17 protein-coding genes are annotated in these 20862 nt (G+C 59.8%); 1 reads left to right on the top strand and 16 read right to left on the bottom strand.

Annotation, left to right across the window (positions count from 1 at the left end):
- Position 1 precedes the first annotated feature (1 nt).
- Positions 2 to 1114, bottom strand: coding sequence for an S-(hydroxymethyl)glutathione dehydrogenase/class III alcohol dehydrogenase (locus CRO59_RS03685; RefSeq protein WP_027611042.1), 1113 nt, complete (start codon positions 1112 to 1114; stop codon positions 2 to 4).
- 115 nt (positions 1115 to 1229) lie between these two features.
- On the opposite strand from CRO59_RS03685, the gene CRO59_RS03680 reads away from it, so the two are divergent.
- A complete protein-coding gene (locus tag CRO59_RS03680; protein WP_007964295.1) occupies positions 1230 to 2126 on the top strand; it encodes a LysR substrate-binding domain-containing protein in 897 nt (298 codons plus the stop codon).
- 143 nt (positions 2127 to 2269) lie between these two features.
- On the opposite strand, the gene ispD is transcribed toward CRO59_RS03680, so the two are convergent.
- The 15 genes from ispD to bamA all read right to left on the bottom strand — a co-directional run bounded on the left by ispD (position 2270) and on the right by bamA (position 20856).
- Positions 2270 to 2977, bottom strand: a complete 708-nt coding sequence (ispD, locus tag CRO59_RS03675; protein WP_027611041.1) for a 2-C-methyl-D-erythritol 4-phosphate cytidylyltransferase — start codon at positions 2975 to 2977, stop codon at positions 2270 to 2272.
- Positions 2974 to 3252, bottom strand: coding sequence for a cell division protein FtsB (gene ftsB / locus CRO59_RS03670; protein ID WP_007964293.1), 279 nt, complete (start codon positions 3250 to 3252; stop codon positions 2974 to 2976). Before ftsB ends, ispD begins: the two co-directional genes overlap by 4 nt.
- Before the next feature lie 171 nt (positions 3253 to 3423).
- Positions 3424 to 4713, bottom strand: a complete 1290-nt coding sequence (eno, locus tag CRO59_RS03665; protein ID WP_003222156.1) for a phosphopyruvate hydratase — start codon at positions 4711 to 4713, stop codon at positions 3424 to 3426.
- A gap of 156 nt (positions 4714 to 4869) precedes the next feature.
- Positions 4870 to 5715: a 3-deoxy-8-phosphooctulonate synthase gene (gene kdsA, locus CRO59_RS03660; RefSeq protein WP_007954807.1), complete on the bottom strand. Its 846-nt coding sequence runs from the start codon at positions 5713 to 5715 to the stop codon at positions 4870 to 4872.
- A 4-nt stretch (positions 5716 to 5719) separates the two neighbouring features.
- Positions 5720 to 7351: a CTP synthase gene (locus CRO59_RS03655; protein ID WP_003222153.1), complete on the bottom strand. Its 1632-nt coding sequence runs from the start codon at positions 7349 to 7351 to the stop codon at positions 5720 to 5722.
- Between the two features lie 274 nt (positions 7352 to 7625).
- The gene (gene tilS, locus CRO59_RS03650; RefSeq protein WP_256578356.1) at positions 7626 to 8942 is read right to left on the bottom strand and encodes a tRNA lysidine(34) synthetase TilS; all 1317 of its coding nucleotides are present in this window, start codon (positions 8940 to 8942) and stop codon (positions 7626 to 7628) included.
- Positions 8943 to 9087: 145 nt separating this feature from the next.
- The gene (locus CRO59_RS03645) at positions 9088 to 10035 is read right to left on the bottom strand and encodes an acetyl-CoA carboxylase carboxyltransferase subunit alpha (RefSeq protein ID WP_064586192.1); all 948 of its coding nucleotides are present in this window, start codon (positions 10033 to 10035) and stop codon (positions 9088 to 9090) included.
- A gap of 139 nt (positions 10036 to 10174) precedes the next feature.
- Entirely contained in the window at positions 10175 to 13696 is a 3522-nt protein-coding gene (dnaE, locus tag CRO59_RS03640; RefSeq protein WP_097086450.1) for a DNA polymerase III subunit alpha, read from the bottom strand.
- Between the two features lie 76 nt (positions 13697 to 13772).
- Positions 13773 to 14399, bottom strand: a complete 627-nt coding sequence (gene rnhB / locus CRO59_RS03635; protein ID WP_027611036.1) for a ribonuclease HII — start codon at positions 14397 to 14399, stop codon at positions 13773 to 13775.
- An 8-nt stretch (positions 14400 to 14407) separates the two neighbouring features.
- Complete coding sequence (gene lpxB / locus CRO59_RS03630; protein ID WP_097086448.1) at positions 14408 to 15538, bottom strand: lipid-A-disaccharide synthase; 1131 nt, start codon at positions 15536 to 15538, stop codon at positions 14408 to 14410.
- A 2-nt stretch (positions 15539 to 15540) separates the two neighbouring features.
- On the bottom strand, positions 15541 to 16317 hold the full coding sequence (lpxA, locus tag CRO59_RS03625; protein ID WP_097086446.1) for an acyl-ACP--UDP-N-acetylglucosamine O-acyltransferase: 777 nt from the start codon (positions 16315 to 16317) through the stop codon (positions 15541 to 15543).
- A complete protein-coding gene (gene fabZ / locus CRO59_RS03620) occupies positions 16314 to 16754 on the bottom strand; it encodes a 3-hydroxyacyl-ACP dehydratase FabZ (protein WP_003222142.1) in 441 nt (146 codons plus the stop codon). Before fabZ ends, lpxA begins: the two co-directional genes overlap by 4 nt.
- Before the next feature lie 106 nt (positions 16755 to 16860).
- Positions 16861 to 17916 carry a UDP-3-O-(3-hydroxymyristoyl)glucosamine N-acyltransferase gene (lpxD, locus tag CRO59_RS03615; RefSeq protein WP_096795835.1) on the bottom strand — a complete coding sequence of 352 codons (1056 nt, stop codon included), beginning with the start codon at positions 17914 to 17916 and terminating at the stop codon, positions 16861 to 16863.
- Positions 17917 to 17919: 3 nt separating this feature from the next.
- Positions 17920 to 18423: an OmpH family outer membrane protein gene (locus tag CRO59_RS03610; RefSeq protein WP_003222140.1), complete on the bottom strand. Its 504-nt coding sequence runs from the start codon at positions 18421 to 18423 to the stop codon at positions 17920 to 17922.
- Positions 18424 to 18468: 45 nt separating this feature from the next.
- Positions 18469 to 20856: an outer membrane protein assembly factor BamA gene (gene bamA / locus CRO59_RS03605; RefSeq protein ID WP_027611032.1), complete on the bottom strand. Its 2388-nt coding sequence runs from the start codon at positions 20854 to 20856 to the stop codon at positions 18469 to 18471.
- Positions 20857 to 20862 lie beyond the last annotated feature (6 nt).

The raw sequence follows: 20862 nt of genomic DNA, 5'->3' as shown, positions 1-20862 counted from the left end.
ATCAGAAATGAATGACGGTACGGATGCTCTTGCCTTCGTGCATCAGATCGAAGGCCTTGTTGATATCTTCCAGCCCCATGGTGTGGGTAATGAAAGTATCCAGCGGAATCTCGCCGCTCTGCGCCATGTCGACATAGCTTGGCAGCTCGGTACGGCCACGCACGCCACCGAACGCCGAACCACGCCAGACGCGACCGGTCACCAGTTGGAACGGACGGGTCGAAATTTCCTGACCGGCACCGGCAACACCGATGATCACCGATTCGCCCCAGCCCTTGTGGCAGCATTCCAGCGCCGCGCGCATCAGTTGCACGTTGCCGATGCACTCGAAAGAGAAATCGACGCCGCCGTCGGTCATGTCGACGATCACTTCCTGGATCGGACGATCGAAGTCTTTCGGGTTGACGCAATCGGTGGCGCCCAACTGCTTGGCGATCTCGAACTTGGCCGGATTGATGTCGATGGCGATGATCCGCGCAGCCTTGGCTTTCACTGCACCGATGACGGCCGACAGACCGATGCCGCCGAGACCGAAGATCGCCACAGTGTCACCCGGCTTGACCTTGGCGGTGTTGATCACCGCACCGATACCGGTGGTTACACCGCAACCGAGCAGGCAGACCTTTTCCAGCGGCGCATCCTTGGCGATTTTCGCCACGGAGATTTCCGGCAGTACGGTGTATTCCGAGAACGTCGAAGTACCCATGTAGTGGAAAATCGTTTGGCCCTTGTAGGAAAAGCGCGAAGTGCCGTCCGGCATCAGGCCTTTGCCCTGAGTGGCTCGAATCGCCTGGCACAGGTTGGTCTTGCCCGACTTGCAGAATTTGCACTGGCCGCATTCCGGGGTGTACAGCGGAATCACGTGGTCACCGACGGCGACCGAGGTGACGCCCTCGCCGATGGCTTCAACGATCGCGCCACCTTCGTGGCCGAGGATCGACGGGAAGATACCTTCCGGATCCGCGCCGGACAGGGTGTAGGCGTCAGTGTGGCAAACCCCGGAAGCCACCACGCGCAGCAACACTTCACCGGCCTTGGGCATGGCCACATCGACTTCTACGATTTCCAGCGGCTTCTTGGCCTCGAAGGCAACGGCGGCGCGCGACTTGATCATGCTGACTCTCCAGTGAATCCAATGAATAAAAAACCAGACAGGCAGTGTAGTTCAGCGCCAACTGATTAATAATCCGGACAAATGCAAAATATTATTGCTGTACAGGGATAATCAAATGTCCGAAAACCGCTGGGAAGGTATCGACGAGTTCGTCGCCGTCGCCGAATGCAGCCAATTCACCGCTGCGGCCGAACGCCTTGGGGTTTCCTCCTCACACATCAGTCGACAAATCGTACGGCTGGAGGATCGATTACAGACGCGCCTGCTCTACCGCAGCACCCGTCGTGTGACCCTGACCGAAGCCGGTCAGACCTTTCTGCAGCATTGTCAGCGCCTGCAGGACGGTCGCGAAGAAGCTCTGCGCGCGGTCGGCGACCTGACCAGCGAACCGAAAGGCATGCTGCGCATGACCTGCGCCGTGGCCTATGGCGAGCGGTTTATCGTGCCGTTGGTGACGCGGTTCATGGGGCAATACCCGCAACTGCGCGTTGATATCGAGCTGAGTAACCGCCAACTCGATCTGGTGCATGAGGGACTGGATCTGGCGATCCGTCTGGGCCGATTGCAGGATTCTCGATTGGTCGCCACCCGCCTGGCGCCGCGTCGGATGTACCTGTGCGCGTCTCCTTCCTACGTGGAACGGTATGGCCGCCCACACAGCTTGTCGGAACTGAGCCGGCACAATTGCCTGATCGGCAGCTCGGACCTGTGGCAACTGGAACAGAACGGCCGGGAGTTTTCCCAGCGCGTACAGGGAAACTGGCGCTGCAACAGTGGGCAAGCGGTGCTGGATGCTGCGTTGCAAGGGGTAGGCTTATGCCAGTTGCCGGACTATTACGTACTCGAACATTTGCACAGTGGGGCACTGATTTCTTTATTGGAGGCGCATCAGCCGCCGAACACGGCGGTGTGGGCGTTGTATCCACAGCAGCGGCATTTGTCGCCGAAGGTGCGCAAGCTGGTGGATTTCTTGAAGGAAGGGTTGGCCGAGCGGCCGGAGTATCGGGGCTGAGTGATGGGATGTCTGTGCGACCGCCTTCGCGAGCAAGCCCGCTCCCACAGGGGATTGGCGGTGAATGCAAAATTTGTGTTCGGCGCAATTCAAGGGTGGGAGCGGGCTTGCTCGCGAAAGCGATCGAACAAGCGCCACAGCAATCAGCGACGGTTAGCCCAACGCTGACGCAACCACTCCAGGTCTTCCGGCCGGGTGACCTTGAGGTTGTCCGCCCGCCCTTCGATCAGGCGCGGCGCCAGACCGGCCCACTCCATCGCCGAGGCTTCATCGGTAATCACCGCATCCGCCACCAGACTGTCGGCCAACGCCCGATGCAAGGCACCGAGACGGAACATCTGCGGCGTATAGGCTTGCCAGATCACGCTGCGATCCACGGTTTCAAGCACACGACCGTGCTTGTCGACCCGCTTCAGGGTATCGCGCGCCGGCACGGCCAGCAGACCGCCGACGGCATCATCCGCCAGTTCAACCAGCAACTTGTCGAGATCGTCGCGACTCAGGTTGGGCCGTGCCGCATCGTGCACCAGCACCCAGTCATCGTCATCGGCACCCTGAGCATGCAAATGCAGCAAAGCGTTCAGCACCGACCCGGAACGCTCCGTGCCACCCTCGACCCGCTGAATCCGCGAGTCGCTGGCGCAAGCCAGGTTTGGCCAATAAGGATCATCAACCGCCAGACTGACCACCAGCCCCTTGAGGCTCGGGTGATCAAGGAAACAGCCGAGGCTGTGTTCGAGAATTGTGCGCCCGCCCAGTTGCAGATATTGCTTGGGACGGTCCGCGGCCATTCGGGCACCGACGCCCGCGGCAGGAATCACGGCCCAGAAGGCCGGCAGGGAATCGATCATTGCGCGAGCTGGTAAAGGGTTTCACCGTCCTTGACCATGCCCAGCTCATGGCGAGCCCGTTCTTCAACGGTCTCCATGCCTTTCTTCAACTCGCTGACTTCGGCGTCCATCACCCGATTGCGCTCCAGCAGGCCTTCGTTCTCGGCGTGCTGATCAGCAATCTGCTGCTTCAGCTCGGCGACCTGCGCCAGACTGCCATTGCCCACCCACAGGCGGTACTGCAGACCGGCCAGCAGCAAGAGCAAAACGAGAAACAACCAGTAAGGACTGCGCATCGAATATCAGGTATCCAGTGAAAAAAGACAGCCACGCCAAAACTTTGAAACGTCTGATAGCACGAAGCCTGGAAGATCCAGGCTTGTGCATGTAAGGCATCAGATTAGTGGCAAATCCATCGCTGTCACGACTTTTCCGACACAATCCGGTGTCTTTTTACCATCTACTGCTTAACCGCGGAACTCGGAGCGACCGTTGTACTTGGCTTTGCCATTCAACTGCTCTTCGATACGCAGCAGTTGGTTGTACTTGGAAACGCGGTCGGAACGGCACAGCGAACCGGTCTTGATCTGGCCAGCCGAAGTGCCCACGGCCAGGTCGGCGATGGTCGAATCTTCGGTTTCGCCCGAACGGTGCGAGATCACCGCGGTATAACCGGCAGCCTTGGCCATCTGGATGGCTTCCAGGGTTTCGGTCAGGGTGCCGATCTGGTTGAACTTGATCAGGATCGAGTTGGCGATCTTTTTATCGATGCCTTCTTTCAGGATCTTGGTGTTGGTCACGAACAGGTCGTCGCCGACCAGTTGGGTCTTCTCGCCGATCTTGTCGGTGAGGATCTTCCAGCCAGCCCAGTCGGACTCGTCCAGACCGTCTTCGATCGAGATGATCGGATAACGTTCGGTCAGGCCTTTCAGATAATCGGCGAAACCTTCAGCGGTGAACACCTGGCCTTCACCGGACAGGTTGTACTTGCCGTCTTCGTAGAATTCGCTGGCCGCGCAGTCCAGCGCCAGGGTCACGTCAGTGCCCAACTTGTAACCGGCGTTGGCCACGGCTTCGGAGATCACTTTCAGCGCGTCTTCGTTGGATGCCAGGTTCGGTGCGAAACCGCCTTCGTCGCCAACAGCGGTGCTCAGACCACGGGCCTTCAGCACAGCTTTGAGGTGATGGAAAATCTCGGTGCCCATACGCAGACCTTCCGAGAACGTCTTGGCGCCAACCGGCTGCACCATGAATTCCTGGATGTCGACGTTGTTATCGGCGTGCTCGCCACCGTTGATGATGTTCATCATCGGCACCGGCATCGAGTACACACCCGGGGTGCCGTTCAGGTTGGCGATGTGTGCGTACAGTGGCAGATCCTGGTCCTGTGCAGCCGCTTTGGCCGCAGCCAGGGAAACGGCGAGGATGGCGTTGGCGCCCAGGGTTGCCTTGTTTTCGGTACCGTCGAGCTTGATCATCGCGTGGTCGAGGGCTTTCTGGTCGCTTGGGTCAGTGCCCAGCAGCAGATCGCGGATCGGACCGTTGATGTTGGCTACCGCCTTGAGCACACCTTTGCCCAGGTAACGGCTCTTGTCGCCATCACGCAGCTCGAGCGCTTCACGCGAGCCAGTGGATGCACCGGACGGCGCGCAGGCGCTGCCGATGATGCCGTTGTCGAGAAGCACGTCCGCTTCCACGGTGGGATTGCCACGGGAGTCGAGAACTTCACGACCTTTGATGTCGACGATTTTTGCCATTGTTGTAAACACTCCAAAGTTGACGAAAACGACGCAGCTAGAGGAAATCTTTTGACCGTCGGCAAGTGGTGTGCAGCGGGCAGCTTGCAGACGACAACGCACATGCCCGAGGGCATGTGCGACAAATCGTGCGGTACTTTACCGGAGAAATGAGCTTTACGCGGTTTCTACCGTCGGAAAACTCTTCACCAGTTCGTCCAAAGCTTTGAGCTGGGCCAGAAATGGCTCCAGTTTGTCCAGACGCAAGGCGCAAGGGCCGTCGCATTTGGCGTTGTCCGGATCCGGATGCGCTTCGAGGAACAGGCCGGCCAGCGACTGGCTCATGCCCGCCTTGGCCAGATCGGTGACCTGTGCACGGCGCCCGCCGGCGGAGTCGGAACGACCGCCAGGCATTTGCAGCGAGTGGGTCACGTCGAAGAATACCGGGTACTCGAACTGCTTCATGATGCCGAAGCCGAGCATGTCGACCACGAGGTTGTTATAGCCGAAGCTCGAACCACGCTCGCAGAGGATCAATTGATCGTTACCCGCTTCCACGCACTTGTTCAGGATGTGTTTCATTTCCTGAGGCGCGAGGAACTGGGCTTTCTTGATGTTGATCACAGCGTTGGTCTTGGCCATCGCGACGACCAGATCGGTCTGGCGCGACAGGAAGGCCGGCAGCTGGATGATGTCGCAGACTTCAGCGACGACCGCGGCCTGATCAGGCTCGTGGACGTCGGTGATGATCGGCACGCCGAAGGCTTGTTTGATGTCCTGGAAGATGCGCATGCCCTCTTCCAGGCCAGGACCGCGATACGAGGTCACAGAAGATCGGTTGGCCTTGTCGAAGCTGGCCTTGAACACGTAAGGGATACCGAGTTTCTCGGTGACCTTCACGTACTCTTCGCAAACCTGCATGGCCATGTCGCGGCTTTCCAGCACGTTCATGCCGCCGAACAGCACCATGGGTTTGTCGTTGGCGATTTCGATGTCGCCGACGCGGATGATCTTCTGTGCCATCGGGTTACGCCTTCTTCTGGTGTTGAGCCAACGCAGCTTTCACGAAACCGCTGAACAGCGGGTGACCGTCACGTGGCGTCGAGGTGAACTCCGGGTGGAACTGGCAAGCGACGAACCAAGGATGATCCGGTGCTTCGACCACTTCAACCAGCGCGGCATCAGCGGAGCGACCGGAGATTTTCAGGCCGGCTTCGATGATTTGTGGCAGCAGGTTGTTGTTCACTTCGTAGCGGTGACGGTGACGTTCAACGATCACGTCCTTGCCGTAGCAATCGTGCACCTTGGAGCCGGCTTCGAGCAGGCATTCCTGAGCGCCGAGGCGCATGGTGCCGCCCAGATCGGACGCTTCGGTACGCACTTCAACTGCGCCGGTGGCGTCTTCCCACTCGGTGATCAGACCCACGACCGGATGGCCGCTGGCGCGATCGAATTCGGTGGAGTTGGCGTCTTTCCAGCCCAGCACGTTACGGGCGAACTCGATAACCGCCACTTGCATGCCCAGGCAGATGCCCAGGTACGGAACCTTGTTTTCACGAGCGTACTGAACGGCAGTGATCTTGCCTTCCACGCCACGCAGACCGAAGCCGCCCGGAACGAGGATCGCGTCGACACCTTCGAGCAGCGCAGTGCCCTGGTTCTCGATGTCTTCGGAATCGATGTAACGCAGGTTGACCTTGGTACGGTTGGTGATGCCGGCGTGACTCATCGCTTCGATCAGCGACTTGTAGGCGTCCAGCAGTTCCATGTACTTGCCGACCATCGCGATGGTCACTTCGTGCTCTGGATTGAGCTTGGCATCGACGACCTTTTCCCACTCGGACAGGTCGGCGCCATTGCATTGCAGGCCGAAACGCTCGACGACGAAATCGTCCAGACCCTGAGCGTGCAGCACGGCCGGAATCTTGTAGATGGTGTCGACGTCTTCCAGGGAGATCACCGCACGCTCTTCAACGTTGGTGAACAGCGCGATCTTGCGACGCGACGACACATCCACCGGATGGTCGGAGCGGCAGATCAGCACGTCTGGCTGCAGGCCGATCGAACGCAGCTCTTTGACCGAGTGCTGGGTTGGCTTGGTTTTGGTCTCGCCAGCGGTGGCGATGTACGGAACCAGCGTCAGGTGCATCAGCATCGCGCGCTTGGAACCGACTTCCACACGCAGCTGACGGATGGCTTCGAGGAACGGTTGCGATTCGATGTCGCCAACGGTACCGCCGATTTCCACCAGGGCCACGTCGGCATCGCCGGCACCCTTGATGATGCGACGCTTGATTTCGTCGGTAATGTGCGGAATCACCTGGATGGTTGCACCCAGGTAGTCACCACGGCGCTCTTTGCGCAGCACGTGCTCGTAGACACGGCCAGTGGTGAAGTTGTTGTTCTGGGTCATGGTCGTGCGGATGAACCGCTCGTAGTGGCCCAGGTCCAGGTCGGTCTCGGCGCCGTCGTGGGTGACGAACACTTCACCGTGCTGGAACGGGCTCATGGTGCCCGGGTCGACGTTGATGTACGGATCCAGCTTAAGCATGGTGACCTTAAGCCCCCGCGCCTCCAGGATGGCCGCCAATGAAGCCGAGGCAATGCCTTTCCCCAATGAAGAAACAACACCGCCCGTGACGAATATGTAGCGCGTCATGAAAAACCCTAGAAGTCTGCGTTAAAGCGGTACGAGCCGCCGGGGAAAGCGAAGGAAGGCCGAAGCCCCCGATCACCTGCATTAATCACAGTGCACCTTTCAAAAAAACCGCCGCGTTGGGACAGACCGGCAGATGAAACACCGGTACGTTGCTCGCTACACATTTTTTGGAATCGCCCAGCAAAGACTGCTTGGTAATCGGCAACTCCTGCAATTCAGGCGAATCCACAGAAGTTGTATCAAGAAGGGAGCGTAGTCTACCGGAATGCCCCTTTCATCTCAAACCTTGATCTTCGTCTGTTGGCTGCCAATGCAATTTCCAGCCGTCCGACTCCTGCCCGTCAAGCCCCGGCAGGTTCGCCACGGCGAGCAATTCTGCGCCGCGAAACAGCAGCGGCAATCTGCCACGGACGAAGCCCGGCACCGCGCGCTCATTGAGCAGGCGCTTGAGATCGCGGTGGCCGCGCCCCGCCAGATGCATCAGCTCGCCGCCCTGCCGATAGCCAATGCGCAGCGGCCCGACGGGAGTCTGCCCGCTGAACATGACACGCCCGTTATTCGCCAAGCGTAGCGTTGTCGACGGGTCAGGCCACTCGACGCTGACCGCTGGCGCGCGCAGCCAGTCGCCGCTCAACCACCATACCCGGCCGGCGCTGCGCTGCAGCTCACCGTCGGCCAGACGCCAGACCGGGGATGCATCGCTGGCAGCACCGCACAGGTCGTTCCAACCCGACCAATGGTCAGTGTCGGGCAGCCGGGTCAGCGGTTCGAGCCAGTGGCTGAGTGCATTGCGCTGACGAGCGGCGGACAGACTCGTCAGCGGCGCCAGCTCCAGCGACGGCAGGCCCAGCCATGAAAACTCGCTCGGCGTGGCGGTTTGCGCCAGATCGAGCTGCGCCAGCTCATCGAGCAAGCCTTGCGCCTCACGCAGGTGCGCCGCGCTGCGGGCCATGCTCGCCTGCGCCTGCGGCCAGCGCGCGGTGAGCAACGGCAGCACCTGATGGCGTAGATAGTTGCGCGAGAACTGCCGATCCTGGTTTGACGGGTCTTCGATCCAGCGCAACTGATGCGCGCGGGCGTAAGCCTCAAGCTCGGCGCGCGTGACGTCGAGCAATGGCCGCACCAGCGTGCCCTGCCCCAACGGTCGCTGCGCCGGCATCGCCGAAAGACCGCGAACACCGGCACCGCGCATCAGGCGAAACAGCAGGGTTTCGGCCTGATCATCACGGTGTTGCCCGGTCAGCAGCACCTCATCCGCCTCGGTCAGCGAGGTGAACGCCGCATACCGCGCCTCCCGCGCCGCCCGCTCCAGACTGGCGCCGAGTTGTACTGACACCCGAATCACTTGCAAAGAAACGCCCAGCGTATCGCAGACCGACTGACAATGCGCCGGCCACGCATCAGCCGCAGCCTGGAGGCCATGGTGGATATGGATGGCGCTGAGCGCCGGCAGGGAATGGTGTTTAGCGAGATGCGCAAGCAGATGCAGCAGGACGGTGGAATCGAGACCACCGGAGAAAGCCACGCGCCAGGTCCTGGCATTGCGCCAGGCTGCAAGGTTCAGCAGAAGCCGGGACGGCAGATCACTCACGGACTGACCCCTATCTAACTGTTTGCCCAAATCAAATGTGGGAGCGGGCTTGCTCGCGAAGGCGTTTCAACAATCAACACATCTGTCGACTGTTATACCGCTTTCGCGAGCAAGCCCGCTCCCACATTGGGTATTGCGAGATCTGTCAGAGACCGTAGCTCATCAGACGATCGTAACGACGCTTGAGCAGCGCTTCGTTGTCGAACTTCTTCAGCATCGCCAGCTGCGAGCTCAGCTCGGCACGGATCGATGCAGCGGCAGCCGCCGGATCACGGTGAGCGCCGCCCAGTGGTTCACCGATCACCTTGTCAACGATACCCAGACCTTTCAGGCGCTCGGCGGTGATGCCCATGGCTTCAGCGGCATCCGGCGCTTTTTCGGCGGTTTTCCACAGAATCGAAGCGCAACCTTCCGGCGAGATCACCGCGTAGGTCGAATATTGCAGCATGTTCAGTTGATCGCAGACGCCGATGGCCAGTGCACCACCGGAACCACCCTCACCGATGACGGTGGCGATGATCGGGGTCTTCAGACGCGACATCACGCGCAGGTTCCAGGCAATCGCTTCGCTCTGGTTGCGCTCTTCAGCGTCAATGCCCGGGTAAGCACCCGGGGTGTCGATGAAGGTCAGGATCGGCATCTTGAAACGCTCGGCCATCTCCATCAGACGGCAGGCCTTGCGGTAGCCTTCCGGACGCGGCATGCCGAAGTTGCGGCGTACCTTCTCACGCACTTCACGGCCCTTCTGGTGGCCGATGATCATCACCGGCTGGTCTTCCAGACGTGCAACGCCGCCCACAATGGCCGCGTCGTCGGAGAAGTGACGGTCACCGTGCAGTTCGTCGAACTCGGTGAAGATGTGCTCGATGTAGTCGAGGGTGTACGGGCGTTTCGGGTGACGCGCCAGGCGTGCGATCTGCCAGCTGGTCAGCTTGCCGAAGATGTCTTCGGTCAGCGTGCGGCTCTTGTCCTGCAAGCGGGAGATCTCATCGCCGATATTCAGCGAATTGTCATTACCGACCAAGCGCAACTCTTCGATCTTGGCTTGCAGGTCGGCGATCGGCTGTTCGAAATCTAGAAAATTCGGGTTCATAGGCGTCCGTCTTGGGTCGTGTCCCAAATGAGCTTGGGCCGGCCGGTTGTCTATTCGCGCCCTACCTTAAGGGAGAGGCGCGCTGAGGTCGAGATTAAAAATTCAGGTTGTGGGCAAGCGCAATGATGGCACTTGCCGGTCAACGGTATTGGAGGAAGACGTTGTCTCGCCCGAACTGGTCACGCAGGGCTTGAATCAACGCATCCGCCGGGTCGATTCGCCACGTCTCGCCGAACTGCAGCAAGGTCTTCGCATCGGGGCTGGTGTACTCCATGGTGATCGGGCACGCCCCGCGGTGACGCTTGAGCAGCTCACCCAACCAGCGTAGCTGATCGCCTTTCAAGTCCTGAGTGTGCAGCTTCAGGCGCAGGCTCTCGGCCAGATTGGTCCGTGCATCTTCCATGCTCATCACCCGTTTGACCCGCAGGCGCAGGCCGCCGGAGAAGTCGTCGTTGCTGACCTCGCCTTCGACCACCACCATCGCGTCGGTCTGCAGCAGTGACTGCGCGGAGTGGAACGCATCGGCGAACAGCGACGCCTCGATCCGCCCCGAGCGGTCGTCGAGGGTGATAAAGCCCATCTTGTCGCCCTTCTTGTTCTTCATCACCCGCAGGGCAATGATCATCCCGGCCACGGTTTGCGTGTCGCGGGCCGGTTTCAGGTCGATAATGCGCTGCCGGGCGAAACGGCGAATCTCGCCTTCGTACTCGTCGATCGGGTGACCGGTCAGGTACAGGCCCAGAGTGTCTTTCTCACCCTTGAGCCGCTCCTTGAGGGTCAGCTCCTTGGCCTTGCGGTGCGTCGCGTAGACGTCCGCGTCTTCCTCGACAAACAGCCCGCCGAACAGGTCGGCATGGCCGCTGTCGCGGGTGCGTGCGGTCTGCTCGGCCGACTTGATCGCCTCTTCCATCGCGGCCAACAGCACGGCGCGGTTGCGGTCGATATTGGCCTGATAAGCCTTTTGTTCATCGTGGAAGTACGGCCCGAGGCGATCCAGCGCGCCGCTGCGGATCAAACCGTCCAGCGTGCGCTTGTTGATGCGCTTGAGGTCGACCCTGGCGCAGAAGTCGAACAGATCCTTGAATGGACCGGCCTGACGAGCCTCGGTAATCGCTTCCACCGGACCTTCACCGACACCTTTGATCGCGCCCAGGCCGTACACGATGCGGCCTTCGTCGTTCACCGTGAACTTGAACTCCGAAGTGTTCACGTCCGGCGCGTCGAGGCGCAGCTTCATCGTGCGCACTTCCTCGATCAAGGTCACGACCTTGTCGGTGTTGTGCATATCCGCCGAAAGCACCGCCGCCATGAATGGCGCCGGGTAGTGGGCTTTCAGCCAGGCAGTCTGGTACGACACCAGGCCGTAAGCAGCGGAGTGGGACTTGTTGAAGCCGTAACCGGCGAATTTTTCCACCAGGTCGAAAATGTTACCGGCAAGATCCGCGTCGATATTGTTCGACGCACAACCTTCAATAAAGCCGCCGCGCTGCTTGGCCATTTCCTCGGGTTTTTTCTTACCCATCGCCCGACGCAGCATGTCCGCACCACCGAGGGTGTAACCGGCCATGACCTGGGCGATCTGCATCACCTGTTCCTGATACAGAATGATGCCGTAAGTCGGCGCCAGTACCGGCTGCAGGCCTTCATACTGGTAATCCGGATGCGGATAAGCCAATTCGGCGCGACCGTGCTTACGGTTGATGAAGTCATCCACCATGCCCGATTGCAGCGGGCCCGGACGGAACAGGGCCACCAGTGCGATCAAGTCTTCGAGACAGTCAGGCTTGAGCTTTTTGATCAGCTCTTTCATGCCCCGGGATTCGAGCTGGAATACCGCGGTGGTTTCAGCTTTTTGCAGCAACTGATAAGTCGGTTTGTCATCCAGCGGGATAAACGCGATATCCAGCGGCGGCTCGTTGACCTTGGCGCGGTCACGGTTGATGGTTTTCAGCGCCCAGTCGATGATCGTCAGGGTCCGCAGGCCGAGGAAGTCGAACTTCACCAGACCGGCCGCCTCGACGTCGTCCTTGTCGAACTGGGTCACCAGACCATCGCCAGCCTCGTCGCAATAGATCGGCGAGAAGTCGGTCAGCTTGGTCGGGGCGATTACCACACCACCGGCGTGCTTGCCGACGTTACGCACCACACCCTCGAGCTTGCGCGCCATCTCCCAGATTTCCGCCGCTTCCTCATCGACCTTGATGAAGTCGCGCAGGATCTCCTCCTGCTCGTAGGCTTTTTCCAGGGTCATGCCGACTTCGAACGGAATCATCTTCGACAGACGATCCGCCAGGCCGAATGACTTGCCCTGGGCCCGTGCCACGTCGCGCACCACAGCCTTGGCGGCCATGGAACCGAAGGTGATGATCTGGCTTACCGCGTTGCGACCGTATTTCTCGGCCACGTAGTCGATCACCCGGTCACGACCGTCCATGCAGAAGTCGACGTCGAAGTCGGGCATCGAGACCCGTTCCGGGTTAAGGAAACGTTCGAACAGCAGGTCGTATTCCAGCGGATCGAGGTCAGTGATCTTCTGCACATAGGCCACCAGCGAGCCGGCACCCGACCCACGGCCCGGGCCCACCGGCACACCGTTGTTCTTGGCCCACTGGATAAAGTCCATCACGATCAGGAAATAACCGGGGAAGCCCATCTGGATGATGATATCCAGCTCGAAATTCAGCCGGTCGACATAGACCTGACGCTTGGCCTCGTAGTCTTCGGTGGTGTCCTTGGGCAGTAGTACGCTGAGGCGGTCTTCCAGACCGTCGAACGACACCTTGCGGAAATATTCGTCGATGGTCATGCCATCGGGAATCGGGTAGTCGGGCAGGAAGTGCTTGCCCAGCTTCACGTCGATGTTGCAGCGCTTGGCGATCTCGACGGTGTTTTCGATCGCGTCGGGAATGTCGCTGAACAGCTCGGCCATTTCCTCGGCGCTTTTGAGGTATTGCTGGTCGCTGTAATTCTTCGAACGCCGCGGATCGTCGAGGGCACGGCCCTCACCGATGCACACGCGGGTTTCGTGGGCAGCGAAGTCTTCCTGCTTGATGAAACGCACATCGTTGGTCGCCACCAGCGGCGCGCCGAGCTTGTCGGCCAGGGCCACGGCACCGTGCAGTTGCTCTTCGTCGTTGGGACGATTGGTGCGCTGGATCTCCAGATAGAAACGATCCGGGAACACCGCCATCCATTCGCGCGCCAGCGTTTCGGCTTCGTCCGGGTTGCCACTGATCATGGCCATGCCGATCTCGCCTTCTTTGGCGGCGGACAGCATGATCAGGCCTTCGTTGGCCTCGGCGACCCATTCACGCTCGATGATGATCATGCCGTTGCGCTGGCCATCGATGAAGCCGCGCGAGATCAACTCGGTGAGGTTGCGATAACCCTTGGCGTTCATCACCAACAGGCTGATCCGGCTCAATGGCCCGTCCGGATCCTTGTTCGACAGCCACAGGTCGGCACCGCAGATCGGCTTGATGCCGGCGCCCATGGCGTTTTTATAGAATTTGACCAGGGAACACATGTTGTTCTGATCGGTGACCGCCACGGCCGGCATGTTCATGCCGGTCAGCGCCTTGACCAGTGGCTTGATCCGCACCAGCCCGTCGACCAGGGAGTATTCAGTGTGCAGGCGTAGATGAACGAATGAAGCCGGCATAGTGATCCTGTCCAGTTACATAGAGACAACAAGGCCCGGATTGTACCGGGCCTCGAACAAAACATCAGCCTTGCGCCTAAACCTGCGTCAGGCCTTCGAGCGCCTCGTAAGCCTGACGCACCGGGGCGAAGGAGCGCCGGTGAATCGGGGTCGGGCCAAGGCGCACCAACGCTTCCAGATGAACGGGCGTCGGGTAGCCTTTATGACCGCCGATGCCGTACCCCGGGTAGATCAATTCGAATGCAGCCATTTCACGGTCGCGGCTGACTTTGGCCAGAATCGACGCGGCAGCGATGGCCGGTACCTTGCCGTCACCCTGCACCACCGCTTCGGCGCGCATCGGCAGTTTCGGGCACCGGTTGCCGTCGATCATCGCCAGTTTCGGCTGAATATGCAGCCCGGCCACCGCGCGTTGCATGGCGAGCATGGTCGCGTGGAGGATGTTCAGCTCGTCGATTTCCTCGACTTCGGCGCGTGCAATGCACCAGCTCAGGGATTTCTCGATGATCTCGTCGTAGAGTTTCTCGCGCTTGGCTTCAGTGAGTTTCTTCGAGTCGTTGAGGCCGAGGATCGGCCGGTTCGGATCGAGGATCACCGCCGCCGTCACCACTGCGCCGCACAACGGGCCACGACCGACTTCGTCGACACCGGCCACCAGTTCTTCGACTTCGGCGACCAGGGTGAAATCCAGGCCCATCTGCATCGTCTTGCTCATTGTTTCTGACCGATCAGGTTGAGGACGGCATCCGCCGCCTGATTGGAAGCATCCAGCCGCAGGGTGCGGTGGATCTCGTCGAAGCCTCGGGTCTGCTCTTCGCCGCCTTCGATCAATGGCAACAGTGTCTGGGCCAGGGCCTCGACTGTCGCATCATCCTGCAACAATTCCGGCACCAACAGACGCTGGGCCAGCAGGTTCGGCAGCGACACGTACGGGCTCTTGACCATGCGCTTGAGAATCCAGAAGGTCAGCGGTGCCAGGCGATACGCAACGACCATTGGCCGCTTGTACAGCAACGCTTCCAGCGTCGCCGTGCCCGAAGCGATCAGCACCGCGTTACACGCCGCCAAGGCCAGATGCGACTTGCCGTCGAGCAGGGTTACTGGCAAGTCGCGGCCAACCAGCAACTCTTCGAGCTGAGCGCGACGCTCGGCATTGGCGCACGGGATGACGAAGCGCAGCCCGGGGCGCATGGCCCGCAGACGTTCGGCAGTATCCAGGAACAGCGCACCGAGACGGCCGACTTCACCACCGCGACTGCCGGGCATCAATGCCACCAGCGGCCCGTCGGGCAAGCCGAGTTCGGCACGCGCTGCGGCGCGATCGGCCTGCAACGGAATGGTATCGGCCAGCGTATGACCGACGAACCGCACTGGCACGCCCTGCTCTTCGTAAAATTTTGCTTCGAACGGCAACAGGGTGAGCATCAGATCGCAGCCTTCGCGAATCTTCAGCACACGCTTCTGGCGCCACGCCCACACCGAAGGGCTGACGTAATGCACGGTCTTGATCCCGGCCTGACGCAGCTTGAGTTCGATGTTGAGGTTGAAATCGGGAGCGTCGATGCCGATGAACACATCCGGTTTCTCGGCGATCAGCGCGGCGATCAGGTCCTTGCGGCGCTTGAGCAGCTCGCGCAGCCGCCCAAGGACTTCCACCAGCCCCATGACCGACAGACGTTCCATGGGGAAATAAGACGTCAGGCCCTCGGCCTGCATCAACGGACCGCCGACACCGATGAACTCGACTGCCGGATGTTGAGCCTTGAGGGCGCGCATGAGGCCGGCGCCCAGAATGTCACCGGAAGCTTCGCCCGCCACCAGCGCAATACGCAGACTGGCCATGATCAGCGGGTGATGCCGCGAGTCGACGACTGGATCGAGTCACGAAACAGCGCAACTTCCGGGAACTGCGCAGCAGATTCGGCCAATTCGGCCAACGCTTGCTCCACGGTCAGGCCCTGGCGATACACGGTCTTATAAGCGCGGCGCAGCGCGTGAATCGCGTCTTCGCTGAAACCACGACGGCGCATGCCTTCGAAGTTCATGCTGCGCGCTTCGGCCGGGTTGCCGAACACGGTGACGAACGCCGGAACGTCCTTGCCGATGGCAGTGCCCATGCCGGAAAAACTGTGGGCGCCGATGTGGCAGTACTGATGCACCAGGGTGAAACCGGAAAGGATCGCCCAATCGTCAACGTGGACATGCCCGGCCAACGCGGTGTTGTTGACCAGGATGCAGTGGTCGCCGATGACGCTGTCATGCCCGATGTGGGCGTACGCCATGATCAGGTTGTGATCGCCCAGCGTGGTTTCCGAACGGTCCTGCACGGTGCCACGGTGAATCGTCACGCCTTCGCGAATGACGTTGTGATCACCGATCACCAGACGGGTTTCTTCGCCTTTGTACTTCAGATCCGGCGTGTCTTCGCCTACCGAGGAAAACTGGTAGATGCGGTTGTGCTTGCCGATGCGGGTCGGGCCTTTGAGGACCACATGCGGCCCGATCACGGTACCCTCGCCGATTTCCACACCTGCGCCGACGATCGACCACGGGCCGACCTCGACGCCGTCAGCCAGAACGGCCGACGGATCGATGATTGCGCGAGGGTCAATCAAACTCATAGCTTGCGTTCCGCACAGATGATTTCAGCCGAGCAGACTGGCTTGCCGTCGACCGAAGCCTGGCATTCGAATTTCCAGATCTGGCGCTTGCAGCTGATGAACTTGGCTTCCAGGATCAACTGGTCACCCGGCAGCACCGGCTGACGGAAACGCAGCTTGTCGGAACCGACGAAGTAGTAAAGGGTGCCATCGGCCGGTTTCACGTCGAGCATTTTGAAACCGAGGATCCCGGCAGCCTGGGCCATCGCTTCGATGATCAGTACGCCCGGCATGATCGGGTGCGCCGGGAAGTGGCCGTTGAAGAATGGCTCATTGATGCTGACATTCTTGTAGGCGCGAATGCGCTTGCCTTCAGTGTCCAGTTCCACCACCCGGTCCACCAGCAGGAACGGGTAACGGTGAGGCAGGTATTCGCGAATCTCGTTGATGTCCATCATTTCGGGGGGAAGCCTATGTAAAGATTGGGAGCGCGACTGACGCGCACTCCTCTAGCAAATCAAGGAGGCAGTCTAGAGGCTGTGCACACTTGATATGGAAATGGTATCAGCCATCAGATGAAGCATTGCTGCCGGGGGTCACTTCCCCGACGCGCTTTTCCAGTTGCTTCAAACGTCGCGCGAGGTCATCGAGCTGACGGATGCGGGCCGCGCTTTTGCGCCATTCGGCCGCCGGTTGCATGGCTGTGCCGGAAGAATAGGCGCCTGGCTCGGTAATCGAGTGGGTCACCATGGTCATCCCGGTCAAGAAAACGTTGTCGCAAATATCGATGTGCCCCACCAGGCCGACACCACCGGCGAGCATGCAGTGCTTGCCGATTTTGGTGCTGCCGGAGATACCGACACAGGCCGCCATGGCGGTGTGATCACCGACCTGGACGTTGTGCGCGATCTGGATCTGGTTGTCGAGTTTCACGCCGTTGCCGATCACGGTATCCGCCAGCGCGCCACGGTCGATGGCAGTGTTCACGCCGATCTCGACATCGTCGCCGATGGTCACGCCGCCGATCTGGGCGATCTTTTGCCAGATACCTTTCTCGTTGGCAAAACCGAAGCCTTCACCACCGAGAACGGCACCGGACTGGATCACTACACGCTTGCCGATGCGCACGTCGTGGTACAGCGTCACCCGAGGAGCGAGCCAGCCGCCCTCGCCGATTTCACTGCGGGCACCGATGACGCAATGGGCGCCCAGGGTGACCTGCGCACCGATGCGCGCACCGGCCTCGATCACCACAAACGGACCGATGCTGGCGCTTGGATCAACCACCGCATCCGGTGCAATCACCGCCGTGGGATGAACACCCGCAGTGGCTTTCGGTTTGGGATCGAACAGATGGGAGATACGGGCGTAAGCCAGATAAGGATCCGGCACCACCAGCGCGTTACCGGCAAAACCTTCGGCGTCGGCTTCCTTGAGCAATAGCGCAGCCGCCTGGGAACTTGCCAGGTATTTACGGTATTGAGGATTTGCCAGAAAGCTCAACTGAGCTGGGCCAGCCTCCTGCAAGGTGGCTAGCCCAGTAATTTGCGTCTCGGGGTCGCCACGCAGGGTGGCGCCGAGGAACTCGGCCAACTGGCCGAGCTTGATAGTCACGGTCATGGGTTACTTCAGCTGATTCATGCGCTCGATAACCTGGCGCGTGATGTCGTACTGAGGTTTGACATCGATCACTGCGCCACGCTCGAACACCAGGTCAAAACCACCTTTTTTGATGACTTCTTCCACTGCGCTATCCAGTTTCGGCTTCAGTTGCTTGAGCATTTCGCGGTCGGCAACTGCCTTGGCTTCGTTCAGTTCCTTGGACTGGAACTGGAAGTCACGGGCCTTTTGCTTGAATTCAAGCTCCAGACGCTCACGCTCGCCCTGCTGCATCTTGTCGCCACCGGCCATCAGACGGTCCTGAATGCCCTTGGCGCTGCTTTCCAGCGTCTTGAGCTTGGTCAGTTGCGGACCGAACTTCTTCTCGGCATCCACGGCGTATTTCTTGGCCGCATCGGATTCCAGCAATGCCATCTGATAGTTCAGAACGGCGATTTTCATGTCGGCGAACGCCGGGCCTGCCACCAGTACGGAGGCCAGGAGAACCAATTGAGTCAACTTACGCACGATGCACTCCTACAAAATCCATTGTCGTTATCTTGGGTCAGACGCTTAGAACGTCTGGCCGAGGGAGAATTGGAACACTTGAGTTTCAGCGTCATCCGGTTTCTTGATCGGCATGGCCAACGCGAAGCTCAAAGGCCCCAGTGCGGTTACCCACGTCACGCCCACACCGACGGAACTGGCCATGTTGCTCAGGCTGATGTCGTTGCACTGAGTGTTGGCTTTTGTACCGTCAGCGTTGCTGGTCGACTTGCAAGTCGAATCGAACACGTTACCCACATCCCAGAATACCGAGGTGCGCAGGGAGCGTTGATCTTTCACGAACGGCAGCGGGAACAGGACTTCAACACCACCCTGAATCAATACGTTGCCACCGAACGGCAGTGGATCCTGATCCGGGTCGGCGATAGTGCCAACATTACCAGTCTTGTCGAAACCGCGACTCGGGGTACTGCGAGGACCCAGCGTACTGTCCTTGAAGCCACGTACCGAGTTGAAACCACCAGCATAGTAGTTTTCATAGAACGGCAAGCCGTCGGTCGAACCATAACCGTCGCCATAACCCAGTTCGGTGTGCAGACGCAGGGTGTAGTTTTCGGTGATCGGCTGGAACAACTGACCACGGTAGTCGAGTTTGTAGAACGACAGGTCGCTGCCCGGGATCGTGGTTTCCAGCGTCAGGCTCTGCGAACGGCCACGGGTCGGCAGCACGCCCTTGTTCAGGGTCGACTCGGACCAGCCGGCCGAAGCCTTGAAGTTCAGGTAGTTGTCGCCTTCCTTGTTAACGAAGTCGAAAATCTCGTCAACGGTGTATTGACCGGTCTTGATCTTGTCCTGCTGAGCGGACAGACCGAAGGTCAGACGCGAAGTCTCGCTGATCGGGTAGCCAACGTTGACGCCGGCACCCAGGCTGTCTACCGCATAGCTCGCTACGTCGACGTCGAGGTCTTTGTAGTCGGTGGTGCGATAGAACGCGTTGTAACCCAGGCTCACGCCATCGGCGGTCCAGTAGGGGTCAACGTAGCCGAAGTTGTAGCGACTCTGGTATTCGCTGCGAGTAAGGCCCACGCTCACACGGTTACCGGTACCGAGGAAGTTGTTCTGGGTGATCGAACCACCGAGGATCAGACCGGCACTCTGCGCGAAACCGACACTGGCAGTGATCGAACCGGAAGCTTGTTCTTCAACGGCGTAGTTCACGTCAACCTGGTCGTCGACACCCGGTACAGCCGGCGTTTCAACGTTCACTTCCTTGAAGAAGCCCAGACGCTCCAGACGGGTCTTGGACTGGTCGATCAGGTAGGTCGAAGCCCAGCCACCTTCCATCTGACGCATTTCACGACGCAGCACTTCGTCCTCGGACTTGGTGTTGCCGCGGAAGTTGATGCGATTGACGTAGGCACGTTTGCCCGGATCGACGGCGAACAGGATGTCCACAGTGTGATCGTCGTCATGCGGCTGAGGTACGCCGTTGACGTTGGCGAAGGTGTAACCCTCGTTACCCAGACGGCGGGTGATCAGTTCGGAGGTGGTGGTCATCAGCTTGCGCGAGAACACCTGGCCTTTCTGCACCAGCAACAGCGACTTGACCTGGTCTTCAGGCACTTTCAGGTCACCGCTGAGCTTGACGTCACGAACGGTGTACTTCTCGCCTTCGGTGATGTTGACGGTGATGTAGACGTGCTTCTTGTCCGGGGTGATGGACACCTGGGTCGAAGCGATATCCATGTTGATGTAGCCACGGTCCAGGTAGTAGGAACGCAGGCGCTCCAGGTCACCGGAGAGTTTTTCACGGGCGTACTTGTCGTCGTTCTTGAAGAACGACAGCCAGTTGGTGGTTTTCAGCTCGAACAGGTCGATCAGATCGTCATCAGGGAAGACCGTGTTACCCACCACGTTGATGTGCTGGATGGCCGCCACGGTGCCTTCGTTGATCTTCACTTTCAGCGCGACGCGGTTGCGCGGCTGCGAGACCACTTCGGTGTCGACGGTCGCCGAGTAACGGCCTTGGGCAACGTACTGACGTTGCAGCTCGTTACGGACACCTTCGAGGGTGGCGCGCTGGAAGATTTCACCTTCGGACAGACCGGACTGCTTGAGGCCCTTCATCAGGTCTTCGGTGGAGATCGCCTTGTTGCCTTCGATCTCGATACTGGCGACCGACGGACGTTCGACGACCGTGATCACCAGAACGTTGCCTTCGCGGCCCAGCTGGATATCTTGAAAGAAACCGGTTTTGAACAACGCACGAGTGGATTCCACCAGGCGACGATCATCCGCCTGCTCGCCGACGTTCAACGGCAAGGCACCAAAGACGCTACCCGCGGAGACCCGCTGGAGGCCATTGACGCGAATATCAGAGATAGTGAAGGACTCGGCGTGAACTTCGGCGATCATCAATACGGTGAGAACCGCAGTTAGCAGCAGACGTTTCATGAAGTC

It is taken from the genome of Pseudomonas sp. LAMO17WK12:I5 (assembly GCF_900215165.1).
Lineage (GTDB): Bacteria > Pseudomonadota > Gammaproteobacteria > Pseudomonadales > Pseudomonadaceae > Aquipseudomonas > Aquipseudomonas putida_A.
This window is presented reverse-complemented; position numbering and strand designations above follow the sequence as displayed.